The sequence below is a fragment of the Gracilibacillus marinus genome (genome assembly GCF_042651725.1).
In the GTDB taxonomy this organism is placed as follows: Bacteria; Bacillota; Bacilli; order Bacillales; family Amphibacillaceae; genus Gracilibacillus; species Gracilibacillus marinus.
This window is the reverse complement of record NZ_JBHSDV010000001.1, coordinates 885,560-909,356: the sequence shown is the minus strand read 5'-3', so window position 1 is coordinate 909,356 and position 23,797 is coordinate 885,560. Positions and strand designations below refer to the sequence as shown.

Sequence of the window (23,797 nt, the reverse complement as noted above, 5' to 3'; positions counted from 1 at the left end):
TTATATCATCAATTAAGCGTAAACCAATTCCATTATTCGATAATACCAATCGATTTTGGTAATTAACTAGATTCAGCGTGTAGAATATGGTCCATATGTATGTATAAAAAAGTATCCTACAGATAAGCATTTTAGCGTTTAATCTATAGGATACTTTTTATTATTCATCGGCGCTTTTTAAATTTTGTAATGCTTGTTGGTCTTGTCGAATAAAATTCATCACATCTTTATGTGCTTGTTCAATCATTAATGGTTTTATCTCATAGCCTAATTGAAATTCTTTGATTGAATGGTTCCAAATCCATTTTATTTCTCGATCAAGCGGAGAAGGAGTTCCTGGATTATTTTCGTCAATCATTTTTCGGTATATTTTTTGAATATCATCATTACGATAAAAATCTGATTGAATCGGATGTGTGTACATATTCAACATATCATTTGCCATATGCTTTATAAATTGCCATGCTGCTTTTTTATTATTACTAGAAGAAGAGATGGCAGCAGATAAACTTGCATCTTTGTCCACTCCCCTTAAACCAAATGGAAGTGTTGTGATTGCCCATTTCCCTTTTTGTTCTGGTAACCACTGCTCCAAATTATCTTTCATATAGCTCGGAGAATAGAACATTACTAATTGATCATTTGCTAATGCTTCTTTCCCACTATCTTCCCATATATTCACATAATGATCATATGGTTTGTTCGTTACTAATTGCGCTGCTTTGATTGTTTCATTAAATGGTGAATTCTCAACAATATATTCAACGTCATCATTCAAGAAGTTACTTGTACGTAATGCAATTTCAATTAACGAATGATCAGACTCCATAATGTACTGATTATGATTATAAAATCCATATGCTAACTTATACCAATTTGTTGCCTTATTTATGTACTTACTAAGCTCCAATGGCTCATGTGGATAGTTATTCTCTTCAAAAATATCTGCACGATAAAAAGTAACATACGGAAAAAACAACAAAGGAAATGTACGCATTTTGTCATTATAGATATGCTCATCCAATAGTGCTTGAGGTCGTTTCTTGAAAAATTCCTCTTCATAATATGTAGATTCATTTAATTCTTCAAGTCCTCCTACCCCTCTAAACATTCCTAGATATTGATCTGGGAATATAAATACATCAGGAGTCTTCCCTACAATGAGACTCGTTAAGTATTTATTCACAAGTTCTTCCTTATCTACTGTTTCAATTATAATTTCCATATCAGGATACATCTCTTGAAATCTAGGTAAAGAATTTTCGAATATATTTTCTGGTGTCCATATGACTAAATGATTACTCACTTGTTGCGTTTCATTTTTTAATTTCCCATTATATTTTTGATAGAAGGAAGAATCTAGTACTGGTTCGACACTTTGCGACACACAACCTGTTAAACATACGATGACAATCATGCAAATGGATAGGAACCGATACATTTACTCTCCCCCTTTATCCTCATTCTTTCTTTGTTGCTTTTGTTCATACATTAACGTATCTGCTTTATGTAGTAACTGATCAATTCCTTTCCCATCATCAGGGTATATACTTAAGCCAATACTAGCACTTAGTTCAATGGATTTATTTTGAATGAATATAGGTTTATCAAAAATTTGACTAAACTTTACACAAGTTGCTTGGATTTCCATTGTAGATTCTTGATCAATAATTGCGACAAATTCATCTCCAGCCAGTCTAAATACAGAAACATATGGATAGCGTTTTGCGAATTCTGATAATCTTGTGGCAAAAATACTTAACAATTCATCTCCACCACTATGCCCAAGTGTATCATTCACTTGTTTAAAATGATTTAAATCCAAGAAAACAATCACAAATTTAGTTACAGTATCATTTTCAATTCTTTCTGTTACTTTTTCATAAAAAGACCGTCTGTTTGGCAACTTCGTTAATGTATCATAATGTGCTAATAAATATAGTTGAGATTCTGATTCTATTAGTTGTTCTGTCTGATTTTTTAAAACAATATTCTGCTTCTTTGTTTGATGAAACATATTCTGTATTTGATTGGATACTTTTTGTAAATTCGAAATAAGGATTGAAAACTCCACAATGCTTGAGCTACTCCACTTCAAAGATTCATTAGATTCCACACGATTAGGGATTTCCCTTGTCATTGTATTAATGGTTCCTAATGCTTTCGTTAAAATAAAATTAGTAAATACCCCTAATACTAATGCAACAATTAACACAACAAATGATAATAATAAATAAAATTTTATTTCATTTAATACTTCTATTACTTTGTCTTCTGTTGGCATAACAACAAAAACATCTTTATTTAGGTATGTCGTATGGCCGATATAGCGGGCATCCGTCCAATTACCTAATGTTGATCTTTTTTTAGAAAACCATATGGTACTTTTCTCATTTAAAACAGTTATGTATCCATTAAGAAACTCCGGATTACCTATTTGATAATGAAATGATTCTCCAATACGGAGCCATTCATTTAATTGCTGATCTAGTACAAAAATGGTTGTACGATCTTCAAGAACAAATGGATCTAATAGAACTTTTAATCTTGCTTTCTCTAAATCTGAATCTAACATAAAGTTTTGTACTTCAATGTTATCAAGCTCACTCGCTTTGATTTGTAACCGATTCTCAATAGCTATTGTTTTCTCTTCCCATTCCTTATACACATCTTCTTCTAACATCTTGGCATGTGTTAGAATGATTAACAATATCGGCGTAATCGCTGCTAATATTAACAAATGTGAAATAATCTGTCCAAAATATAGTTTCTCCTTATTTGGAAAAAATTTATTTAATGATTTTAAATATGGGAAATAATCGCAAAACATATCTGCTACAAGTGATGCGAAAATCGTACTTACAATAAAAAAGAATAGCAAAAAAAGTACCAAATTCGCACTTAATGTGATGATATCCGTTAATAACTCCAATAAAAGCACGACAATAATAAGTAAAAAAGAATAGACAAAGCTCCATGTAAACAAGTCTTTTCCCTTCACTTTATACAGACCACCGATAACAAGTACTTCGAATACACTAGTAAACATATATGAGTGTCCAATTCCCCCGAAATAGGACAAAAGCGTTAAGATAACCGCTGCGAGTAGCGCCTCACGAAACCCATACAAACGAATCATCACTAAATAAATAAATGCTGCTAGACTAATAGAAACACCAAAAACAAGTGGCAAGGGAAAAAGAGCTAATAATACCATACAAGTGATTAATATGAGATAGGATATTAGCCTATATTTATATTCACTAAAATACTTCATTATGTTTTCCCCCTGCTTTTCCTGCACACTATTTTCTTACATTTTCCATTATATCATCTTTGTTTAGGAAAATATAACTATTAGTATTGAAATGATAAAAATAAATAATTCATTGTACCCTTTAGACTATATCATTAATAGGTAAAATGAACTATTTTAATTTTGTTTCATAAATTATTTCAATTTCTTCTTGTAGCTTTTCTTTTGGTATCGGCTTGCTAAAATAATACCCTTGAAATTTGTCACACCCTAATTCATGCAAAAGTTCCACTTGTTTCTTTGTTTCTACTCCTTCAGCAATCACTTGTAATTGCAGTGCACGACTCATTTCCATAATTGCTTGTACAACTGCTAATTCTCTTCGATCTGTGTGAACATTTTGTATAAACGACCGATCAATCTTTAATACATCAAGTGGCAATTTTCGCAAATAAGATAAGGAAGAATATCCTACACCAAAATCATCTACTTCCACTTGGATACCCAAGTCATGTACTTGTTCTAATACATATGTAGACAAATGAATATCTTCCAATAACGAATGTTCTGTAATCTCCAAACTAATCAAATGTGATGGACAAGCAGAATTCGTTAATGCACGGACTAACTTATCAATAAAGTCTACTTCCATTAGTTGACGATAAGATATGTTAATAGAAACTCGATACTCCTTACCTTGTGCTATCCATTCTTGTATGTCTTGGAGCACTTGATTGATCACATAATCACCTATCGCTGTAATCCACCCAGTTTCTTCGGCAATTGTGATAAATTCTCCTGGTGGCACATTCCCAAGCTCATCATTTTCCCAACGAATTAATGCTTCTAGTCCAGTAATTTTTTTTGTTTGAATATTTACTTGTGGTTGGTAAACAAGTGTAAACTCATTATTGTCAATCGCTTTAGATAAGCTTCGTTTTATTAAAGCGACACGATTAATGGACGTACTTACTTGTTTATCATAAAATGCTATAGGATCCATAGTTGTTCCTACAATAGATTGAATACTCTCTTGTGCTTGTGTTAACATTTGACCCGCGGATTGCTTTTGATTACTTACAACTCCAATTCGTGGTTCAATTAATAGGTCTGTATACTGAATACGTATCGGTTTTTTTAAATGATTCAAAAATAGTAGTAATTTTTCCATTAATTTTTTTTCAGTATCGTGCAAAATGACAAAACAGAATTCATCTTCTCCTGTTTTGGCTAATAAATTTGGTTTGACTATATCTGAAATAAGTTGTTTCATCTCTAGAATAATATGGTCCCATATCTCAATACCATACATATGTTTGACGTCTTTTAAGTGATCGAAATCTAACATAACCATATAAAAGAATGAATCTTCTTGTAATAAACGTTCTAATTCTTTTCTAAATTTGTACTTGTTTGGAAGTTGGGATAATGTATCAATATACAAAATATTATCTAGGGATGCTTGATATTGTTTACTTGCTGTAATATCACGCGCAACAAGTAATACGTTTACTTCATTCCTATCATTCGTTATTTTCGTCCCTTTTAAATCAAACCAGTGTGGGTTCCCGTCGACATCGTTTAAGCTTATTTCTAATGTCTTATCTTCATCTGATTCTATTAAATAACGTAAGTATTTCATCGTTTTATCATATGTTTCATCCGAAAATAAACGTATGATATTTTCCGGTCTATCGTCTGTTGTTAATAAATTGATAGCTTTTGAGATATATTCAATATGAAAGTTACTATCTAATAAACAAATAATATCTGTCACATTTTCTGTGATTAAACGATATTTTTCTTCACTTCGCTTCAACTTATCCTGTATTCTAATATTCTCCATAACCAAGCTTAAAATATACGCGTAAGTTTCAATTGTCTGCACTTCACTTTTTGTAGGTATATATGGTGTCTTCTTATACATTGTAATTGCACCAAACACTTGCCCTTCAGCACTAAGAACAGGTGTAGACCAAATTGACTGAATACCATAGTCCTCTGCAATTCGTTTATATTTTTCATTGTGCAAATGTTGATTCACGTCAGACACAATTTTTGTTTCTTTTTCATAAATAGCTTCCCCTGTTACACCTTCATTAGGTCTGATTGGAAAATCGGAAATCTCTTGATGGAATGCTTCAGGTAAGGTTCCAGATGCTAAAACATGAATTCTCTCTTCAAGTAAATCTTTCTGAAAAATAATACATTGGTAATCCATATGTTTTTCAATAATCAGACAAATTTCGCGAAAGGCTTCCATATAATCCTCATGCATCAATAGCGATTTTACTATTTGAAATTGATTTTCTAATAGAATAGATTGATTTTTCTTTTCGGTGATATCATTTTGTATACCAACAAAATACGTAACTTCTCCATTACTATCCTTAATTGGAGAGATTTTGAGTTCATTCCAAAAGCGCTCACCATTTTTTCTATAATTGACTATTTCTATTTGAATAGATTCTTCTTTCTCAATCGCTTCTTTAATTTTCCGTCGATTGGATGCATGTGTGTGTTCTCCTTGCAAAAATCGACAGTTCTTACCGATGATTTCTTCTTTAGCATAACCGGTCATCTGCACAAATGTCTCATTGACATAAATAATTGGAAGGTCTCTCTTTTTTGCATCTGTTAATACTAATCCAGTAGAAACTTGATTAAATACTTGCATCAATCGTATGTTCTCATCATGAAACTTTTCTGCATCATCATCTGCTTCATTTTTTTTAATTCTTTCTTTTTCTACATCTTTCGTTAACTTATTTGTAAGGATAAATAAAAATATGCTCGTGAGACATACATATATTAACGTATAATATGTGTAAAAATGTTGGGTATTTAGAAAGTTTTGTCTGTTATACTCTGAGGTGAAAACCCATAGGATACTAATAAGGACATAGAGACTAATGATTTTGTAAACGGACTTCATATTTTCACCTCTGGTTATGTAATATAGATCATTTGTATTACAGATTATTTCATATTAGTAACATCATATATGGCATTTCTCTATTTTTCAATCAAATAATTAGTTTCTACCATATAAAAATATGAGATATAGTTCTTATTAACTATACCTCATTATGATAACTTTTAAACAATTTTAAATTTTTGAATATCTTTTTCTAATTCTTTTGATAATTGATCTAAGTCTTCAATACTTAACGCCACTTGTTCCATAGCATTGTTCATCTCTTCTGCAGAAGCAGCTGTTTCTTCAATTGCTGCAGCAGATTCCTCGCTTACTGCGGCAATTTCATCAACAGATCGATACATATTCATGCTATTTTCATCGATTTGCTTCAATTGCTGTACGATAGAGTGAATTTTCCCTACCATTGTTTGAATCGAATCATTAATATGAGAGAATGATTCACCTGTCGCCTCAATTTGTTCCGAACCTTTCTCTACTTCTGTATAACTGACTTGTAAGGATTCTGTTACTTCTCTTGACTCTCCTTGGATTGTTGAGACAATGTTCGTAATTCCAGTGATGGATTGCGTTACTTGTTCAGCAAGTTTTCTTACTTCATCTGCTACCACTGCGAACCCTTTACCTGCTTCCCCTGCACGTGCAGATTCTATCGCTGCATTCAATGCTAGTAAGTTGGTTTGTTCTGCAATTTCTTTAATAACTATTACAATCTTATCAATTTCATTTGTTTGTCGATCTAATCCTGCAACTTTATTTGATGCAGCACTCACTTGTTCTTTAATTAACAACATTTGTTCCACAGATCGTTTTAATTGTCCTTGTCCTTCTGTACTTAATTGAATCACTTGATCTGATTGTACTGCAAGCTCTTCTCCAAATTGTGCGGAACTTGTTACTTTTTCATTGTATTTTTCCATAGAAACAGTTAAATCACTTGCATTATTTGCTTGTGATTCACTACCAGAAGATAATTCTTCCATTGTTGCTGCTATTTGCTCTGTTCCTTCTTTTACCTGTTCTGAGGCGTTTTTTAATGTTTCATTTTGTTGCATTACTTTTGCAGCAGCAACCATTGTTTGGTTAATCATTGTATATAGATTTTCTTTCATCTTATTCACTGATTGTGCTAATTCTAAAAATTCATCTTTTGTCTTTATATTTAAGTCTGGATTAGATAAGTCTCCATTTGCCACCGTATTTAATTCATCTTTCACGATTCGAATATTACGGTTTAAAGATCGTACAATCCATATTACAATTGCTAGCCCGATAATTGTTGCAACAGCCATTGTAATCAATGTTTGGATAAGTAATTCTTGACGCATTAATGTTGCAATTCGATGCATATCAAAATCAATTGCAGCAACACCTATAAATTGTCCCGTATCATTAGTGAATGCTTTGGATAATGTAATTGTAGATTTTCCTGTTGCTGTGTCATTATAAGGCGCAGTCCAATATACCTCACCATTTAATTTTTCTGCTTCTACATACCATTCTGCATTTGTTACGTCATAAGAGGATAAATCCACAGATTGATTGATATCATTTAAATATAATGCTCCATCTTTTGTAGCAAAGTATAAATGAATCATATAATCATCCTTACTTGCTCGATCATTTAAATACTCTTGATAATAAGAAGTGAGGGCTGGATCATTCGCTTCAGGTAATGTTGAATATTTTTCTGAGGTAGGTTCTGCAGAGACATTCTCATATTGTATATCACCGGTTTGAATGAAATCATCAAGATATCTCTCATAATCTAGAAATATATCTTCGTATTTAGGCGATAAACGAATAATATCTTCCTTTTGAACAATTGCATATTCTAAGATTTCTGTCTTTTGATATGCTAAAACAGACGTGAATACCATTGGAATAAGAAGTAACAGTACCATAATGATAGGTAATTTGTACTTTATTTGATGTAATTTTCGCATTCAATTATACTCCTTTTTAATTAAACTCTAGGCACCATTCTATCACATTTAATGTACTGATACTATTACTTTTTATCTATTTTTTCTAGTGTAAACGCACACACTTTTCTGTAAACGCATTACTTTTAATCATATGTATAATGAGATATATTGCTAATAAAAATCTGTCTCCTATCAGACAACTTATCATTCCTAATCTCAAGAGAATATTTCATAGTTTTTTTTAATTCTAAAAAAAAAACTATCTCCAATGATAAGGAGATAGGTTTATGTTTGTTTATTTATTTCACAATTAGTACAGGACAATGGACACGTTTGGCGACTTTATGGCTTACACTACCTAAAATCATTGTTTGTAAGTTGTTTAATCCACGACTTCCGACTACTACGCAATCATAATGATGCGTATTGGCAAACTCGACAATGACAGGACCTGGTTCACCATGTAGTATATGTGACGCATAATTAATATTATTTTCTTCTAATAATTGAATGATTGGTTTTAATTTTGCTTTTCTTTCTTTATTTACATCATATTTATCAATACCGTGTAAGACATCTTCTTTCGATTTCTTGTCATCAACAACATAGACAACATCTACTTGTCCTTGATCAATTTTTGCAAGTTGAATCGCATGGGATGTAGCTCTAATGGAATGATCAGATCCATCTGTTGCAAGTATTATTTTTTTATACATACCACAACCACCTCATCTACTTTTAGTGTCCTGAAGCTTTCGATAATCCACCAATTTTGTCTTTTAATCTTCTACTTTCTTTGTTAAGTCCGATATATGTTACTTTAACATGATTCTGTTCAAATTTCATTTCTATTTTATCTAATGCCCCGATTGCTGAATCATCCCACAGGTGCGCATGTGTCAGATCAATTTCTACACTTTCTAACGCTTCTGTAAAATTAAATTTAGCAACTAAATCATTGACGGAAGCAAAAAAGATTTGTCCATCTACTTTGTATACTTTCTTCTTGCCATCTAAAGCAACAATTGATGTCACATCTACTCGTGAAATTTTAGCTGCAAAGAAAATAGCACTTAACAAAACACCTGCTAACACACCGATAGATAGGTTATGTGTTACTACAACTGCTCCAACTGTTATAATCATCACAATTGCGTCTGTTCTTGGAATTTTGTGCAAATGACGAACAGATGCCCAATCAAATGTACTAATCGATACCATGATCATCACACCTGCTAATGCTGCCATAGGAATTTGTACAACTAAATCATTCAATACAACAATGAGAAACATTAAGAAAACTCCTGCAACAAGTGTGGATAACCTGCCTCGTCCGCCTGATTTTACATTAATGACAGATTGTCCAATCATCGCACAGCCTGCCATTCCCCCAAAGAAACCTGATACTACATTTGCGATACCTTGACCACGACTCTCTTTATTTTTATCACTTTCTGTATCTGTCATATCGTCAACAATATTAGCAGTTAATAATGACTCTAGTAAACCAACAATTGCTAATGATAAAGAGTAAGGAAAGATAATGGCTAATGTTTCAAAATTTAGTGGAATATCTGGTAATAGAAACACTGGTAAATCAGAACTTAAATTACCTAAATCTCCAACTGTGCGCATATCAAAACCAAAATAAATGACCATTGCGGTAACAACAATAATGGCTACAAGTGTCGATGGCACTACTTTAGTAAGTCTTGGGAACAAATAAATAATCGCTAATGTTAATCCTACCATCGTAAACATAAGTAATCCTTCACCTTCAAAGTGAGGTAATTGTGCTGTGAAGATTAAAATTGCTAATGAGTTAACGAAGCCTACCATCACCGAACGTGGTACAAACTTCATCACTGTTGCTAGTTTACATACACCAAACAATATTTGGAGTACCCCTGTTAAGATTGTCGCTGCTAATAAATACTGCAATCCATAATCCGCAACTAAAGTCACCATAAGTAATGCCATTGCACCAGTTGCAGCGGAAATCATTCCAGGTCGACCACCTACGAATGCAATGACAACAGCAATACAAAAGGATGCATACAAACCAATCATTGGATCTACCCCAGCAATAATCGAAAATGCTATTGCTTCTGGTATTAATGCTAATGCGACTACAATACCTGATAAGATATCCCCTTTTACATTACCAAACCATTCTTTTTTCATTTGTTCTAAATGCATGAAGCACCCCTCTTTAATATAGTTACTTCCCTGATTCCCTCAGAGAAAATCCGAACTGAACGCATTGCATATTATCACAGTTTACGAATATATCAAAGCAATGATAAAACGCATTTATTTTATTAGTTCTTTTAATTTCGATATTATTCTCTGTTTATCTACCATTTTCATAAAAATAAAATTTATCTATAAAATAACACTCCAAATGGTGAATTACTCCCATTTGAAGTGTACTACTAAACTATTCTATCGTTAAAAAAGTTTTGACCATGTTACTGGACCGACGATTCCATCTACTTGCACTTTATTTTTTCTTTGAAAGTTCTTCACTGCATCTTCTGTCTGTACGCCAAATATTCCATCTACAGCAATAGCTAACTTGCGTTGGATAATTCGCACGATCTCTCCTTTACTTCCTTTTTTAATGTAATAACCTGGGTATTTTGCAATTAATTTCGTTGCCTTTACCCATTTATTTTTTGTATTTGGCCCTACAATACCATCTACTTTAAGACCTTGTTCTCGTTGAAATGCTTGTAATGCAACGAGTGTTTCTGTTCCGAACACACCATCTGCACCATACTTAGGAAGTTTGTACCCTAATCTGATCAAATCATGTTGAAGCCTCTTTACTTCCGTACCTCTCGCACCTTTTTTTAAATAAGTTGGAGGTATTGGTTTCTTTTCATTGTACTGAAGAATATAGCTAGTTGGGTTTAATGTAGATGATTGCTTATTCGCTCTATATCCATACGGAACCGTTGTTTCTGCTTTTTGTCTCACTTCAAAGTGCAAGTGAGAGCCTGTTACATATCCAGTCTGACCTTGATAACCGATTAATTGATTTGCTCGGATATGTTGTCCTCTTTTTACGGTTACTGAATCGAGATGTGCATAGAGTTGTCCTCGATTATTATTGTCTTTTACAAAAACGACATTTCCATATCCACCAAAACCTGTCCCTGATTGTCCAAATCCTGCATAAACAACCGTTCCACCTGTAAACGAATAGATTGGCGCATTATGTGACTTCACCAAATCAATCCCTGCATGAAATTCTCGTGTACCTTTGATTGGATGTGTGCGATACCCGTATGCACTTGTAATACGATACCCTTTAAATGTGGCCATCATGTACCTCCTTTATTTGATTTCGTCTTTACAAAAGGTTTGCTTGACAACTTGATGACTAAATACAGCAATTGCAACAGCGATAATTCCATCTGCAATTGCCTGAACAGTAAAGCCGTACATACTAACAGCAGCTAATACCGAGAAGCTTATTAATATCCAGACAATTAACCAATCAGGAATAAATGGTGTTCTTTTACAAGCATATCCAATGAACCATAGTGCAGGAACAATGAAATAGAAATCTTCTCTAATAGTAAATTCTATCTCTTGTAACATTTCGAACACCTCCTCTGATTTAAAATAGTGAGTCTTTGACAGTATTCAACAAATTATCAAAAGGACTCACGATAACTTATGCAAACTCAAAGGATTCCGTATCGGCATGTTGCTTAATTGCTCCTACTATATTATCCACTTTTCATCTGAAAAGGTTGGATAGAATTTGAATATCACGATTGAATAAGCCATGTTTTGGGTATAAATAATGGAGATAAATGAAAAGGGGGGGACTTTATTCGTTTTAGCTATTTGACTATTTTTTCTAAAATGAATAAAGGAAATAATGGATAAAAATAAAGTTGGCCACGTTGGTATTGTATTTATTGTTTCTACTATTATCGTATTATTATTCGTGTTATGGGGTGCGTTATCACCTAATTCATTAAATGAAGCAGCAAATTCAGGTCTTTCTTGGATGATTACTAATTTTGGTTGGTTCTACATGCTAATTACAGCATTATTTGTAGCATTTGTTATTATATTAGCACTTAGTCCATACGGAAAAATTAAATTAGGTAAACCGGATGACGAACCTGAATATTCTTGGTTCTCATGGATTGGAATGCTATTCGCTGCAGGTATTGGTGTTGGATTCGTATTCTGGGGTGTGGCTGAACCAGTACTATATTATATGGACCCACCATTAGGCTATGAACCGAATACCCGCGAATCTGCACTTGCCGGACTTCGTTACGGTTCTTATCACTGGGCATTACATCCATGGGCAATCTTCTCCATTGTTGGTATGACACTTGCATATGTTCAATATCGAAAAGATCGTCCTGCACTGATTAGTTCCGCTTTTTATCCAATATTAGGAGATAAAGTGAATGGCTGGGCAGGTAAAACGATTGATACACTAGCAGTTATCGCGACATGTACTGGTGTTGCAACAACATTTGGCCTAAGCGCAATGCAAATTACTGGTGGTCTTTCTCATATTACACCGATTCCAAATTCGCCATGGGTTCAATTAATTATTATCTGTATTGTTACAGTATTATTTATGTTTTCAGCTGCAAGAGGGTTAGACAAAGGTATTAAGATATTAAGTAATATCAATTTAGTAGTCGCAGGTTTATTATTACTATTCGTCTTATTCGTTGGACCAACATTATTTATTGCCGAGAGCTTTGTCACAACACTAGGAGGTTATATTACCAATGTCATTCCAATGGCACTCACATTAACACCATTTTCAGAAAGTGAATGGTTAGGTACAAATACCATTTTCTTTTGGGCATGGCACATTTCTTGGGCTCCATTTATGGGTATATTTATTGCACGTATTTCAAAAGGACGCACAATTAGAGAATTTATGGCTGGTGTCTTAATTGTCCCATCCATACTTGCAATTATCTGGTTTACTACATTTGGTGGTACTGGTTTATTAATTGAAATGGAAGGTATTGCGAACATTGGTGAATTAGTTAATTCACAAGTGGAACTAGCATTATTTGCGATGCTTGGGGAATTACCACTTAGCTTTATCACAAATCTACTAGCTATTATTTTAATACTGATTTTCTTTATTACATCTGCAGATTCAGCTTCTTTCGTACTTGGTTCAATGACGTCTAACGGTGATTTGGAACCAAAGACATCTGTTAAACTAATCTGGGGATTCTTAATTGCTGGTGCTGCAAGTGTTCTGTTATTCAGTGGAGGCGGCGGACTTGGTGCATTGCAGACAGCTTCGATTATCGCTGCATTGCCATTTGCTATCGTGATGGTGCTCATGATTATTTCCGTTATTATTACATTAAGTAAAGATTGGCAAATTGATCGAAAACTTCGTCGTAAAAAACAAGTAAACAAAGTAAAAGGGGAATTTAAAGATGAGTTCGTCAATCATATTAAAGAAGATGTATATGATGAAGTGAAAAATGAGTTGTATGATGATATGAAAGACGAATTTTATGACGAGTTTAAAGATAAAATTTATGATGACATGAAGAAAGAAATAAAAGAAGAGTTACGAGATCCGAAGAAATGAATGAAATAATCCTTACTTTAAGCAGATTTCTTTATAGCAACTCTAAATTGTGTCAAAATGAAGTGAATGTGAGAAGTGAGGTGAACATGAAAAATGAAAGTTCAAATATGGTCTGATTTCGTCTGTCCTTTTTGTTATATTGGAAAGAGACGATTAGAACAAGCAATTGAAAGATTTCCGAATGAATTACAAATTGAAGTAGAATATAAAAGTTTTCAGCTAGATCCACATGCGAGTATCTATCAAGGAAAATCCATACACGAAGCGATTGCAGAAAAATATAATATCCCAGTTGATCGTGCTATTCAATCTAATAAACAGATTGGTGAGCAAGCAAAAGCAGTTGGTCTTCATTTTGCTTTTGATACGATGAAACCAACAAATACGTTTGATGCACATCGTCTAAGTAAGTATGCGAAAACAATCGGTAAAGAAGAAGCATTTGTGAATGAGATGTTGTATCAATACTTTACACTTTCTGCACTTATTAGTGATCACGATACGCTAATGGAAATCGCTAAGAAAGTCGGATTACCTGAAAAAGAAGTGGACCAAATTCTTCTTAATCAAGAAATGTATGCGAATGAAGTGAACAGTGATCAGCAATTGGCGTCACAATTACGTATTACAGGTGTGCCATTCTTTATCTTTAATGATAAATTCGCAATCTCTGGTGCGCAACCTATTGAGACATTTATGCAAGCATTAGAAAAAGTACTAGAAGACGAATCGAAGCAATGGCAAGATTTATCTTCACATCAAGGAAGTTACTGCGATGGCGATAACTGCAAATAAACTCCAATAGTATTTTATAAGACTCTAACCTATTCGTTAGGGTCTTTTTTTGTATAAACATTTAAAAACTTAAATCAAAATCACTAAAAACTTCAATAATTAAATATATTTACACACCAAAAGTCATATATTTCAATTTTATATCGTTATTTTTGACTATTTATGTTATAATCATATCGAACTAATAAGCGTTTACATATATCGTTACATTAAGCCATATTGTACTAAAAAAATTATGAGTATATTACATTTGGAGGATGAAGATGAAAAAGAAGTTTTGGAAGAAGAAAAATAAATCAACTAATTTGCAATCGCATTCAAAAAAGTCACTCAAGCAATTTGTACGTAATTTAAAACAAAAGAAAAAAAACCGCAATACTACTATCTCACCTAAGAATAGTACTAGTACTAGTACTTCTACTATTACAAGAAAGAACTCAATTAGCACAAAAATATTATTTAGCATTTTAACAACCGTATTAGTAAGTGTTATTATCGTTGGGGTTGCATCTTACTTAGTCTCCAATTCTATTATTAAATCAAAAGTTACTGAAGCAACGGAACAGACGATTATTCAATCAAGTGATAAATTAGATTATTTATTGCAGCAATATCGAGATCGTGTCACAGAAATTTTAATGGATAAAGATTTTAGTAATACACTCATTCAATTGAACAATTTTGAAGACACAAACAACTTTGAATATTACTCACTAAAAAGTACCATTGACGATGCATTAGTTCAAATTACCATGATTGATGGTAATGTTAAATTACATTTAGTTCAGTCAGAGAAAAATCAATTAATCGCTTCATCTCACACAGTAACAGAACAAAATATTGTTGAAGCGGATTGGTACAACGATGCATTAGAATCCACAGACTCCACAGTTTGGATTGGTGGTTTATCGAAAGGTGTTTCACAAACTGAGAAAGACCCTACGATTAACTTTGCTCAAAAATTACAAATTGGTGGACTTCCTTATTTAATGTTAATTGAGCTAAATACTGCTGTTTTTGAAAAAGCATTAGAAACTGTCACAATTGGAGATAATGAGAAACCATATATTGTTGACCAAAATAATCAAGTTGTCTTCTCCTTTAGCCCAGAAGAAATTGCACAACCATATGATTACGATATTCAATCAGATCCAGAAGCCCACTCCAAAGAAATTGATGGCCAACTAGTAATTAAGAATCCATCCTCTGTTTCCAATTGGTATTTAGTTGGATCAATGGATGCGAAAGAATTAACTAAAGATACGAATCTTATTTTTTACATTACAATTGCAATTGTCCTACTTGCATTTGTGTTATCGATTGTTATTGCGAATCGAATCGTTAAAATTATTGCCCTTCCTTTAGCTAAGATGTCTAATCTCATGTCATTAGCTAGTGAAGGTGATTTACAAGTAAGGTCAGATGCAGATCAAAGAAAAGATGAAATCGGAATATTATCCTCGAGCTTTAATTTGATGTTAGAAAATATCTCTAAGTTAATGGAGCAAACAAGAAATTCTGCAAATAAAGTACTTCATGCTGCAGTTTCCTTAACTGATATTTCACATAGTCAATCACAATCAGCTAAAGAGGTAGCCGAAGCTTCTGAAGAAATTGCTAGTGGTTCTACAGCACTAACAGATGAGGCAGAAAGAGGAAATACTCTAGCATTAACGATTCATGAAGAAGTTGAAAGTGTATATAAAAACAATAATGAAATGGAAAAGCATGCAGCTAATGTACTTAGTCAAAGTAATGAAGGCTTATCAAAAATGAGTGAATTAGTACATCAAACGAAAGATGGCGAATCCATGACAAAAGCTCTAGTTGATAAAGTGGATACATTAAAGACGAGTACAGAACAAATTAATGATGTAATGATTATGTTGACAAATATCGTTCAAAAAACGAATCTTCTCTCTCTAAATGCTGCTATCGAAGCAGCAAGAGCTGGCGAAGCTGGAAAAGGATTTGCTGTTGTTGCTGATGAAATTCGCAAATTATCCGAACAATCTAAATCATCTATCGACAAAGTAGAAGAAATTACAACTGGTATTGTGAATGAAGTGAATGAAACACTTTCTGTTCTAGAAGAAGCAAATCCGAGATTCCAAGCACAAGTAGTCAAAGCGGAAGAAACACAGTCATTATTAAATAATGTTGGAGACAGCATGAGTACTTTCACATCAAAAATTACAGAAGTTACTCAATCCATTGCGCAATTACGTCAATCCCAAGAAATACTAACATCTACTGTGCACCAAGTTAGCGCAACAGCAGAGCAATCTTCCGCAATTAGTGAAGAAGTATCTGCAACAACAATCGAGCAATTAAAAGGAAGCGAACTATTAGTCACAACATCAGACGAATTAAAACAATTATCAGAAGAATTATTACAAATGATAGAAAAATTTAAAATATAAAAGTACTAATGCAAAAGCATGCGCTATTTTTCCGAATGTGCATGCTTTTGTTGTTAAACTTTCTGCACTATCAACTTGTTAGTTTCACACCATTCTATAATAGGTGCTTCAAAGGTCTCTATGATTCTATTTCTAATTATTTTATTGTATTTTTCCTTTACACTTTCTGTTTTTTCACCAATATTGTAAAATAACGCAAGTAATTCTTCCATATGCACATCTTCTTGATACAAAATTTGCTCAAATGTTTTCGTCCATAACTTTTCTTTTTCATTCTCCTCTCTAATCATTGTCTGTGCGCCCTCTAGTAAAACACCTGAAATAGTTGTTTCAAAGTAGGCTCCGATGTTCATTTTATAACGGTCAAGTCTTTGCAGGATAAAAGTATGCATCCATTCACTATTCAATAGGTCTAATGGAAGGATTGGATTAGTTTCATTATTCATAGTACTTTCTATTAAGAAAATACATTCATATGCTTTTTTACTACGCCGATTTGTCTGAAAAAAAGGTTGAATAGTTGTGTCGTGTATAGTTGCAGTAGAATCTATCCATTGAATAATTGGTGTATTCAACGGATAGATACATGTAATTTTATCCTCATTTATCGTTCCATCATGATTTTTACTAACCAGATATGTCGAAACAATCCGCTCATTAGGTTGTAATGGTACACATATTGCCTCGCTCCATTGTGTTACTTCCTTTACTTGTAACACTTTAGCTACTTGGTTAATATCAGTAGTTTGTGGAATTCTCTCATACAACCATACATGCATCTTTTCTTTTGATGCGAATACTACAATTCTTTTAATGAATTCTATATATTCTTCTGAAAAATAAAAAGATGGATATATGATAAAAGTATCTATCTCAAGCTTCTTCCACTCGAGAATTTGTTTTTGTATATCATCAAAAGGTATTTGGTCTTCCAAAAGTAAGTATGGCATTCCTTTATGAAACATTTGATTTTTTCTATCGGAGATATCCATAACAAATCCTCCTTTTATTGAGGTTAATCTTTCCATATCTAGATGCCACCCTCTTGTCATTCTATTGCTTTTCATTTACAAATATGATAGATAGAAAAGAAATTTGAACTAAATAATGATTGTAATACTAAACATAAATGATGCCATATGTATTGTTTTGCAGTAAACGACATCACTCTAATCAGTGATTATGAAGTGCTTTCGGTGAGTGTACTCCGCTCCAGCTTGCCCACTCCCCTTTTTCCATGGGCTTTTCCTTCAGCTAACTCTTTCACGGAGAAGCCAAAGAAGTTACAAAGCACATAAAAAAGCCCCAGATAACCAAATAGAGTTGTCTGGAGCTTTTCTTCTAATACGAGCAAAAATTTGAAGAGCACTCGCTACGTTTTTAAACAGGTGTTTCCGCTTTTGTTCCATCCAGCTCCAACACCCAGAAACTAGGCGACTTCACGAATCAACCTTCAACATAGAAGACTTACCTCATGTGGATACATGAGGTTTAGTCGCACTTGTACTGGTGAGTATAAGTCATCATCGGTTCGTACCTCACCGTGATTCCTTTATTTCTGTTGATTCCCTCCACTCGCTACGTTTCTAAACGGGTGTTTCCGCTTTTGTTCCATCCAGCTCCAACACCCAGAAACTAGGCGACTTCACGAATCAACCTTCAATAAGTCATCATCGGTTCGTACCTCACCGTGATTCCTTTATTTCTGTTGATTCCCTCCACTCGCTACGTTTCTAAACGGGTGTTTCCGCTTTTGTTCTTACCATAGTAAAAATGGATGTTCGTCTAAATACATTTGGGAAATATCCATAAATAAAAATAGATTATCTTCCATTGGATACGAGAATGTACGGATTATCTCACCTGTTTCGATATCACTATATACATCTGACAAAATACCTTTTTTTGCTTCATTCATTTGAATCACATTTTCAATAAAATATGGTCGCCAGCTCCAATTCTTCCCTCTTGCTTCTTCATCAATTCTTAAGGAACCTTCAGATAATTCTATATTTGCTGTTCTTTGAAATCCTTCTCCATCTGTCACATATAATCGAAAACTAATATCTTGCAATTCATTCGCTAAAGCTTCGATTTTATCATCTAGTTGTTTTATCTTTTTCAATGTCGACATGAGTTGATGGAATCGTTCATTTAAATTACTCGTTAATTGATATGTTGCTAAAATATTTGATCGTTCAATTGCAATAAATTGACTGATGTCATGACGAAATCTGTCTTTCCAAATGTCTGGGTCAACAAAATGAGCTTCTGGTGGACTAAAAAAATCACCTTGATAATAACGACCATTCTTGCGCCATGCATAATGAAATTGATAGTTTGAATTAATCCCATCAAACATTAACTCTGCGCCAACTTTTCGCGCTAATAATGACATCGAGTAAATAATATTTTGATAATTTTCTAAATATGATTGATTCTGTAGTGGCGTTACATTAATCTTGATAATATCTGGTTCTAATAAACTAATACGATCTAAATTATTTGTTATTTTTAACACATCATTAATAGCAATTTTCACACCAAATGTCTTTAAATATTTTAAAGAATTAGCTAAAGAACTAATATCTTCTACATCATCTTGTTCCACAATCTCTACAACTAACTTTTTCAAATCTAGTCCTAATTCTTCATACGCTACTATTTCTTGTATAAAGTCATTTTCGCCTGGTTTCAACAAATAATCTTCATGAACAATTAAATGCAAAGTTGCACTCATATCTGTACATATAAATGTTTCGATTGCTGCTTTATGTAAATGACGATCCATATCAATTTTAAACTCTTCAGGCACAGATGTATCTAAAAAGAAATCTGCTAATCTTTCCATTCCTTCGTCTGTTTCCATATAGCCTAATACTTGATACCCTGTAACCATATGACTATCCGCACTAAAAATCGCCTGAAAATATGGTTTTGCATCTTCCATGTGTAACATAATATCTAACGGATCCATCTGTAACACCCCACTTAAACATCCTTTCTTTTATTATACGAATTCCACAGTAGAAAGCGAATATTTGCTACTATTTGATCCACATATGTGTAGAAAGGAAAACCTGAATTCCCAATCGAATTCAGGCTATTCATTCTATTAAAATTTTGCTTGATATCTATCTAATTCCCAACCTGTTACTGCGATTCTATAACTATTCCACTCTGCCTTTTTAAGTGATAGATATTCTTGTAGTGCGAATTCGCCTAATACTTTCTTTCCGATTTCTCCACTCTCTAAAGCTTGAATTGATTCACCTAATGTTGTCGGCAGATTACTGATACCTCGTTCTTCTCGCTCTATTTCTGTCATGCTGAAGATATCATCGATAATCTCTTCTGGTACTGCTAAATTACTCTCTACACCATCGATTCCTGCTTGAGCGATAGCAGCAAATGCGTAGTATGGATTTGCTGATGGATCAGGACATCTAATCTCTACACGTGTTCCTGCTCCACGTGTTGCAGGAATTCGAACTAATGCAGATCTATTCGAAGCAGACCAAGCAATATAACATGGCGCTTCATATCCTGGAACTAAGCGCTTATAGGAATTCACTAAAGGATTTGTTAATGCAGCAAATGATGGCACATGTTTCAGTAACCCTGCAATAAACTGATATGCTGTTTCTGATAATTGACGAGAATCCGTTTCATCATAAAAAGCATTTTTTCCCTCTTCATTTTGAAATAATGACATATTTACATGCATTCCATTCCCATTCTCACCGAAAATTGGTTTAGGCATAAATGTCGCACGTAGTCCGAATTGTTGGGCAACTGTTTTTACTACCCATTTAAATGTTGTTGCATTATCTGCTGTTGTTAATGCATCATCGTATTTAAAATTGATTTCATGCTGACCAACAGCTACTTCATGATGAGATGCCTCAATAGTAAATCCCATTTTTTTCAATGTTCGATATATTTCTAGACGAACTTTCTCTCCTAAATCGTATGGCGCTGGCTCAAAATAACCACCTACATCTGCAACTTGATTTGTCGGATTCCCTTTATCATCTGCTTCAAACAAGAAAAATTCTAATTCTGGTCCAACATTAATGGAAAAACCTTTTTCACTTGCTTCGTCTACTGTTTTTTTCAAAATATTACGAGGATCTCCTTCAAATAATGTTCCATCCGGATTGATTACACTACACAAAAAGCGTCCCTCTGAATAGTCTTCTGTTTCTGTCCATGGTAATACTGCAAATGTATTTAAATCAGGTAATAAATATAAATCTGATTTATTAATTGGTGAAAAACCTGTGATGGAAGAACCATCAAACATCGTCTTCCCTTCTGCAACATCCTCTAATTGCTCTGTTGTTACAGTTACTTGTTTTAAAGTGCCTTCAATATCTACAAATTGTAAATGCAATAAGTCCACATGTTTTTGTTTAATTGTTTCTTTAATACTTGCTAATGTTGTCAAAGTCTCCACAGTTTTTTGAGGTGCTAGAGTTGCCATAAAAATCATATCCCCTTTGCATATGTTAATTTTTTTAACATCTTTTGTTATTTCATATCGTACTCTTTTCCATTGTTGTCCGTCATGACTTTTGTCAGATTATCTAACAAAGTTTTTGTTCATACATAAAAAATCACATTGTTTCAAAAAATAAACAATGTGATTTTTTTCAGTTATTTCAAGATATCTTTTAATTTTTCCCACTCTTCTTTGCTTAATGTAACACCTTTACCCATTTTATCATGTTCTTTTGACCAATCTCTAATATCATATTTCGGTTCACGATCGTTCCAACTAATAAGATTGACTTCTTTCTGCCAACCTTTAGTTGATTCAGATAATACAGCAATGTGTTCGACGATATCATATTTCAATCCTGCCATGATTTCACCTCAAATTATTTGTATATACTCTTTTTATCATGAACCCATTTCACTCGCAACTAATTATGCTTTTGATTTTGATAAAGTTACTTTGATATACTTTAAAAACTCTTCTGCTTTATGAATAGGTGCTTTTGACATGAAACTTACGATTATAAATATGCTTGTTGATAATAAAAGTCCCCATATACCAGACTTCAGTCCAAATGGAACAAACTTAAAGAATTCTAATAAAATCACGACAATACTACTAATCGACACACTTAATATAACGGCAATTGCACTTCCTTTTTTCCAAAAGAATGCACCGATAATCGCTGGAACAGATACGATTAAACCAGCAGATGATGCAACAGAAAGCACTGCAATTAGATCTAATTGTAATTGAGCAAATAAAAATGCTAAGATTGCAATAATTGGAATGACTAACTTACCAATGGTTAATTGTTTTTTGTCTGTAGATTGCTTCGTCAAATTCCCTACAACATCACGTGAGAACATAGAAGCTAATGTTAACAAGATTGAATCAATTGTTGAAATCGCTGCTGCCATTATTCCTACCATTACAATTACACCTAAGATCGGTGGTACTAGATCAGATGACAATAACATTGGTGTAGCTAAATCCGCATTCTCTAAATCCGGATATAAAATCGATGCAGAAAAACCCCACACAACAGATACAATCGTATAAATGAAACCAAAAATTAAAAATCCCATAAGCATATGACGTAAACTTTTCAGTGATTCTGGCATATACAATCGTTGACTTACTTGTGGATTAGATATACTGAAAAAGAACCATGGTATCGTTAATCCTAAAAATGTCCAAAAATTAAAGAAGCCATTACCGGGCACTGTTAATGATTCAGGTTGATTAGACTGTAGCTGATTAAAGAAACCTGTTAGTCCACCAAGCCCGTTAATAATTAGTATGACAACAATAGTAGACGTTACAATCATGATTAATGCTTGTAACGAATCTGTCCATGCAACAGAACGAATCCCAGCAATAAATGTGAATAATAAAGCTAATAATGTCGCAATTATTACACCTGTAGTATAGCTTATCGCTCCACCTGTTACACCTTGTAATAAATAACCAATTCCTGTTAACTGCACAGCACTATACGGAATCAGGAATAAGCAACTAGATATCGCAATCACAATCGCCACTAATTTACTTTGATAACGATCTCCTAACATTTCTGATGGCGTAACATAACCATACTTTTTACCAACAACCCAAAATCTCGGACCGAATATCGCTACTAATGACACTCCCATAAAATAGATGATTTCAAAGCCATATGCACCAACACCGCCATTGTATGTCAGTCCAGCTAATCCAACTAACATAAATGCACTATATGTAGTAGCACTATAGCTTAATGCAGATACAAATCCATTTAATTTACGATCACCAAGGAAATACCCAACCATACTATTTTGCTTCCCATTCTTTGAAAGAAAAGCTAAGAAAATAGCAAAAATAACATAAATGATAATCATTACCCAAACTAATAATGGACTCATTGATCATCACCCCAATTTCTTGTCAAAAAGTAATTGATTCCTATCACAATAAGTGCTAAAACTGTCCAAACTAAAAAACTACCATACCATTTTGCAACATTTGTAAAAACAGTGTATGGAAGAATATAACCTAATAAGACAATAACTAGTAATAAAAGTCCCAACAAAATCTCTCTTTTATGCACAGTATTTTTCCCCACCTTTTTTTATATTCATGCATTTTATTATACACATTTAATTACATGTGTAAAGACACTTGCAAAAACAATAAAAAAGCAATTGCAGAATTAGTTCCACAATTGCCGATAAATCTATTTATCATTTTTCTTTTTATTCGGATCTTGTTCTTTTAATACTTCTAATGCAGAACGCTTCGGCTTTCTTTTCCACCACTTAATTTGAACTACCCGCCACTTAACGCTTCTGGCGTTTGAAGTGAGGGAT

At 33.3% G+C, this 23,797-nt stretch carries 17 protein-coding genes; 3 read left to right on the top strand and 14 right to left on the bottom strand.

The window, feature by feature from the left end; genetic code table 11:
* Nucleotides 1-160: 160 nt before the first annotated feature.
* The 8 genes from ACFOZ1_RS03980 to ACFOZ1_RS03945 form a co-directional block, all read right to left on the bottom strand.
* The gene (locus ACFOZ1_RS03980) at nt 161-1,441 is read right to left on the bottom strand and encodes an ABC transporter substrate-binding protein (RefSeq protein ID WP_390196172.1); all 1,281 of its coding nucleotides are present in this window, start codon (nt 1,439-1,441) and stop codon (nt 161-163) included.
* On the bottom strand, nt 1,442-3,277 hold the full coding sequence (locus ACFOZ1_RS03975) for a diguanylate cyclase domain-containing protein (protein ID WP_390196169.1): 1,836 nt from the start codon (nt 3,275-3,277) through the stop codon (nt 1,442-1,444).
* 151 nt (nt 3,278-3,428) lie between these two features.
* Entirely contained in the window at nt 3,429-6,191 is a 2,763-nt protein-coding gene (locus ACFOZ1_RS03970; protein WP_390196167.1) for an EAL domain-containing protein, read from the bottom strand.
* A 164-nt stretch (nt 6,192-6,355) separates the two neighbouring features.
* Nucleotides 6,356-8,140 carry a methyl-accepting chemotaxis protein gene (locus ACFOZ1_RS03965; protein WP_390196164.1) on the bottom strand — a complete coding sequence of 595 codons (1,785 nt, stop codon included), beginning with the start codon at nt 8,138-8,140 and terminating at the stop codon, nt 6,356-6,358.
* A 281-nt stretch (nt 8,141-8,421) separates the two neighbouring features.
* Nucleotides 8,422-8,838: a universal stress protein gene (locus ACFOZ1_RS03960; protein WP_390196161.1), complete on the bottom strand. Its 417-nt coding sequence runs from the start codon at nt 8,836-8,838 to the stop codon at nt 8,422-8,424.
* Nucleotides 8,839-8,860: 22 nt separating this feature from the next.
* Nucleotides 8,861-10,321, bottom strand: a complete 1,461-nt coding sequence (locus tag ACFOZ1_RS03955) for a SulP family inorganic anion transporter (RefSeq protein WP_390196158.1) — start codon at nt 10,319-10,321, stop codon at nt 8,861-8,863.
* Between the two features lie 252 nt (nt 10,322-10,573).
* Complete coding sequence (locus tag ACFOZ1_RS03950) at nt 10,574-11,452, bottom strand: peptidoglycan-binding protein (protein ID WP_390196155.1); 879 nt, start codon at nt 11,450-11,452, stop codon at nt 10,574-10,576.
* A gap of 12 nt (nt 11,453-11,464) precedes the next feature.
* Nucleotides 11,465-11,731, bottom strand: coding sequence for a phage holin family protein (locus ACFOZ1_RS03945; RefSeq protein ID WP_390196152.1), 267 nt, complete (start codon nt 11,729-11,731; stop codon nt 11,465-11,467).
* 286 nt (nt 11,732-12,017) lie between these two features.
* On the opposite strand from ACFOZ1_RS03945, the gene ACFOZ1_RS03940 reads away from it, so the two are divergent.
* The 3 genes from ACFOZ1_RS03940 (at nt 12,018) to ACFOZ1_RS03930 (ending at nt 16,948) form a co-directional block, all read left to right on the top strand.
* The gene (locus tag ACFOZ1_RS03940; RefSeq protein WP_390196149.1) at nt 12,018-13,730 is read left to right on the top strand and encodes a BCCT family transporter; all 1,713 of its coding nucleotides are present in this window, start codon (nt 12,018-12,020) and stop codon (nt 13,728-13,730) included.
* Between the two features lie 93 nt (nt 13,731-13,823).
* The gene (locus ACFOZ1_RS03935) at nt 13,824-14,525 is read left to right on the top strand and encodes a DsbA family oxidoreductase (RefSeq protein WP_390196147.1); all 702 of its coding nucleotides are present in this window, start codon (nt 13,824-13,826) and stop codon (nt 14,523-14,525) included.
* Nucleotides 14,526-14,788: 263 nt separating this feature from the next.
* Nucleotides 14,789-16,948 carry a methyl-accepting chemotaxis protein gene (locus tag ACFOZ1_RS03930; RefSeq protein WP_390196144.1) on the top strand — a complete coding sequence of 720 codons (2,160 nt, stop codon included), beginning with the start codon at nt 14,789-14,791 and terminating at the stop codon, nt 16,946-16,948.
* Nucleotides 16,949-17,001: 53 nt separating this feature from the next.
* Here ACFOZ1_RS03930 and ACFOZ1_RS03925 read toward each other — a convergent pair whose 3' ends face one another.
* The 6 genes from ACFOZ1_RS03925 to ACFOZ1_RS03900 all read right to left on the bottom strand — a co-directional run bounded on the left by ACFOZ1_RS03925 (nt 17,002) and on the right by ACFOZ1_RS03900 (nt 23,517).
* Nucleotides 17,002-17,940: a hypothetical protein gene (locus ACFOZ1_RS03925; protein ID WP_390196141.1), complete on the bottom strand. Its 939-nt coding sequence runs from the start codon at nt 17,938-17,940 to the stop codon at nt 17,002-17,004.
* A gap of 767 nt (nt 17,941-18,707) precedes the next feature.
* Nucleotides 18,708-19,925, bottom strand: a complete 1,218-nt coding sequence (locus ACFOZ1_RS03920) for an EAL-associated domain-containing protein (protein ID WP_390196138.1) — start codon at nt 19,923-19,925, stop codon at nt 18,708-18,710.
* 138 nt (nt 19,926-20,063) lie between these two features.
* Complete coding sequence (glnA, locus tag ACFOZ1_RS03915; protein WP_390196135.1) at nt 20,064-21,434, bottom strand: type I glutamate--ammonia ligase; 1,371 nt, start codon at nt 21,432-21,434, stop codon at nt 20,064-20,066.
* A 173-nt stretch (nt 21,435-21,607) separates the two neighbouring features.
* Nucleotides 21,608-21,817 (bottom strand): YdbC family protein, encoded by a 210-nt coding sequence (locus tag ACFOZ1_RS03910; RefSeq protein WP_390196132.1) that lies wholly within the window; start codon nt 21,815-21,817, stop codon nt 21,608-21,610.
* Nucleotides 21,818-21,880: 63 nt separating this feature from the next.
* Entirely contained in the window at nt 21,881-23,353 is a 1,473-nt protein-coding gene (locus tag ACFOZ1_RS03905) for a sodium:solute symporter family protein (protein WP_390196129.1), read from the bottom strand.
* Complete coding sequence (locus ACFOZ1_RS03900; protein WP_390196127.1) at nt 23,350-23,517, bottom strand: hypothetical protein; 168 nt, start codon at nt 23,515-23,517, stop codon at nt 23,350-23,352. Before ACFOZ1_RS03900 ends, ACFOZ1_RS03905 begins: the two co-directional genes overlap by 4 nt.
* Nucleotides 23,518-23,797 lie beyond the last annotated feature (280 nt).

Coding starts and splice junctions, on each gene's coding strand:
- ACFOZ1_RS03940 (WP_390196149.1), top strand. CDS start 12,018: ATGGATAAAAATAAAGTTGGCCACGTTGGTATTGTATTTATTGTTTCT.
- ACFOZ1_RS03955 (WP_390196158.1), bottom strand. CDS start 10,321: ATGCATTTAGAACAAATGAAAAAAGAATGGTTTGGTAATGTAAAAGGG.
- ACFOZ1_RS03920 (WP_390196138.1), bottom strand. CDS start 19,925: ATGGATCCGTTAGATATTATGTTACACATGGAAGATGCAAAACCATAT.
- ACFOZ1_RS03945 (WP_390196152.1), bottom strand. CDS start 11,731: ATGTTACAAGAGATAGAATTTACTATTAGAGAAGATTTCTATTTCATT.
- ACFOZ1_RS03905 (WP_390196129.1), bottom strand. CDS start 23,353: ATGAGTCCATTATTAGTTTGGGTAATGATTATCATTTATGTTATTTTT.
- ACFOZ1_RS03950 (WP_390196155.1), bottom strand. CDS start 11,452: ATGGCCACATTTAAAGGGTATCGTATTACAAGTGCATACGGGTATCGC.
- ACFOZ1_RS03970 (WP_390196167.1), bottom strand. CDS start 6,191: ATGAAGTCCGTTTACAAAATCATTAGTCTCTATGTCCTTATTAGTATC.
- ACFOZ1_RS03910 (WP_390196132.1), bottom strand. CDS start 21,817: ATGGCAGGATTGAAATATGATATCGTCGAACACATTGCTGTATTATCT.
- ACFOZ1_RS03975 (WP_390196169.1), bottom strand. CDS start 3,277: ATGAAGTATTTTAGTGAATATAAATATAGGCTAATATCCTATCTCATA.
- ACFOZ1_RS03960 (WP_390196161.1), bottom strand. CDS start 8,838: ATGTATAAAAAAATAATACTTGCAACAGATGGATCTGATCATTCCATT.
- ACFOZ1_RS03925 (WP_390196141.1), bottom strand. CDS start 17,940: ATGGATATCTCCGATAGAAAAAATCAAATGTTTCATAAAGGAATGCCA.
- ACFOZ1_RS03965 (WP_390196164.1), bottom strand. CDS start 8,140: ATGCGAAAATTACATCAAATAAAGTACAAATTACCTATCATTATGGTA.
- glnA (WP_390196135.1), bottom strand. CDS start 21,434: ATGGCAACTCTAGCACCTCAAAAAACTGTGGAGACTTTGACAACATTA.
- ACFOZ1_RS03980 (WP_390196172.1), bottom strand. CDS start 1,441: ATGTATCGGTTCCTATCCATTTGCATGATTGTCATCGTATGTTTAACA.
- ACFOZ1_RS03930 (WP_390196144.1), top strand. CDS start 14,789: ATGAAAAAGAAGTTTTGGAAGAAGAAAAATAAATCAACTAATTTGCAA.
- ACFOZ1_RS03935 (WP_390196147.1), top strand. CDS start 13,824: ATGAAAGTTCAAATATGGTCTGATTTCGTCTGTCCTTTTTGTTATATT.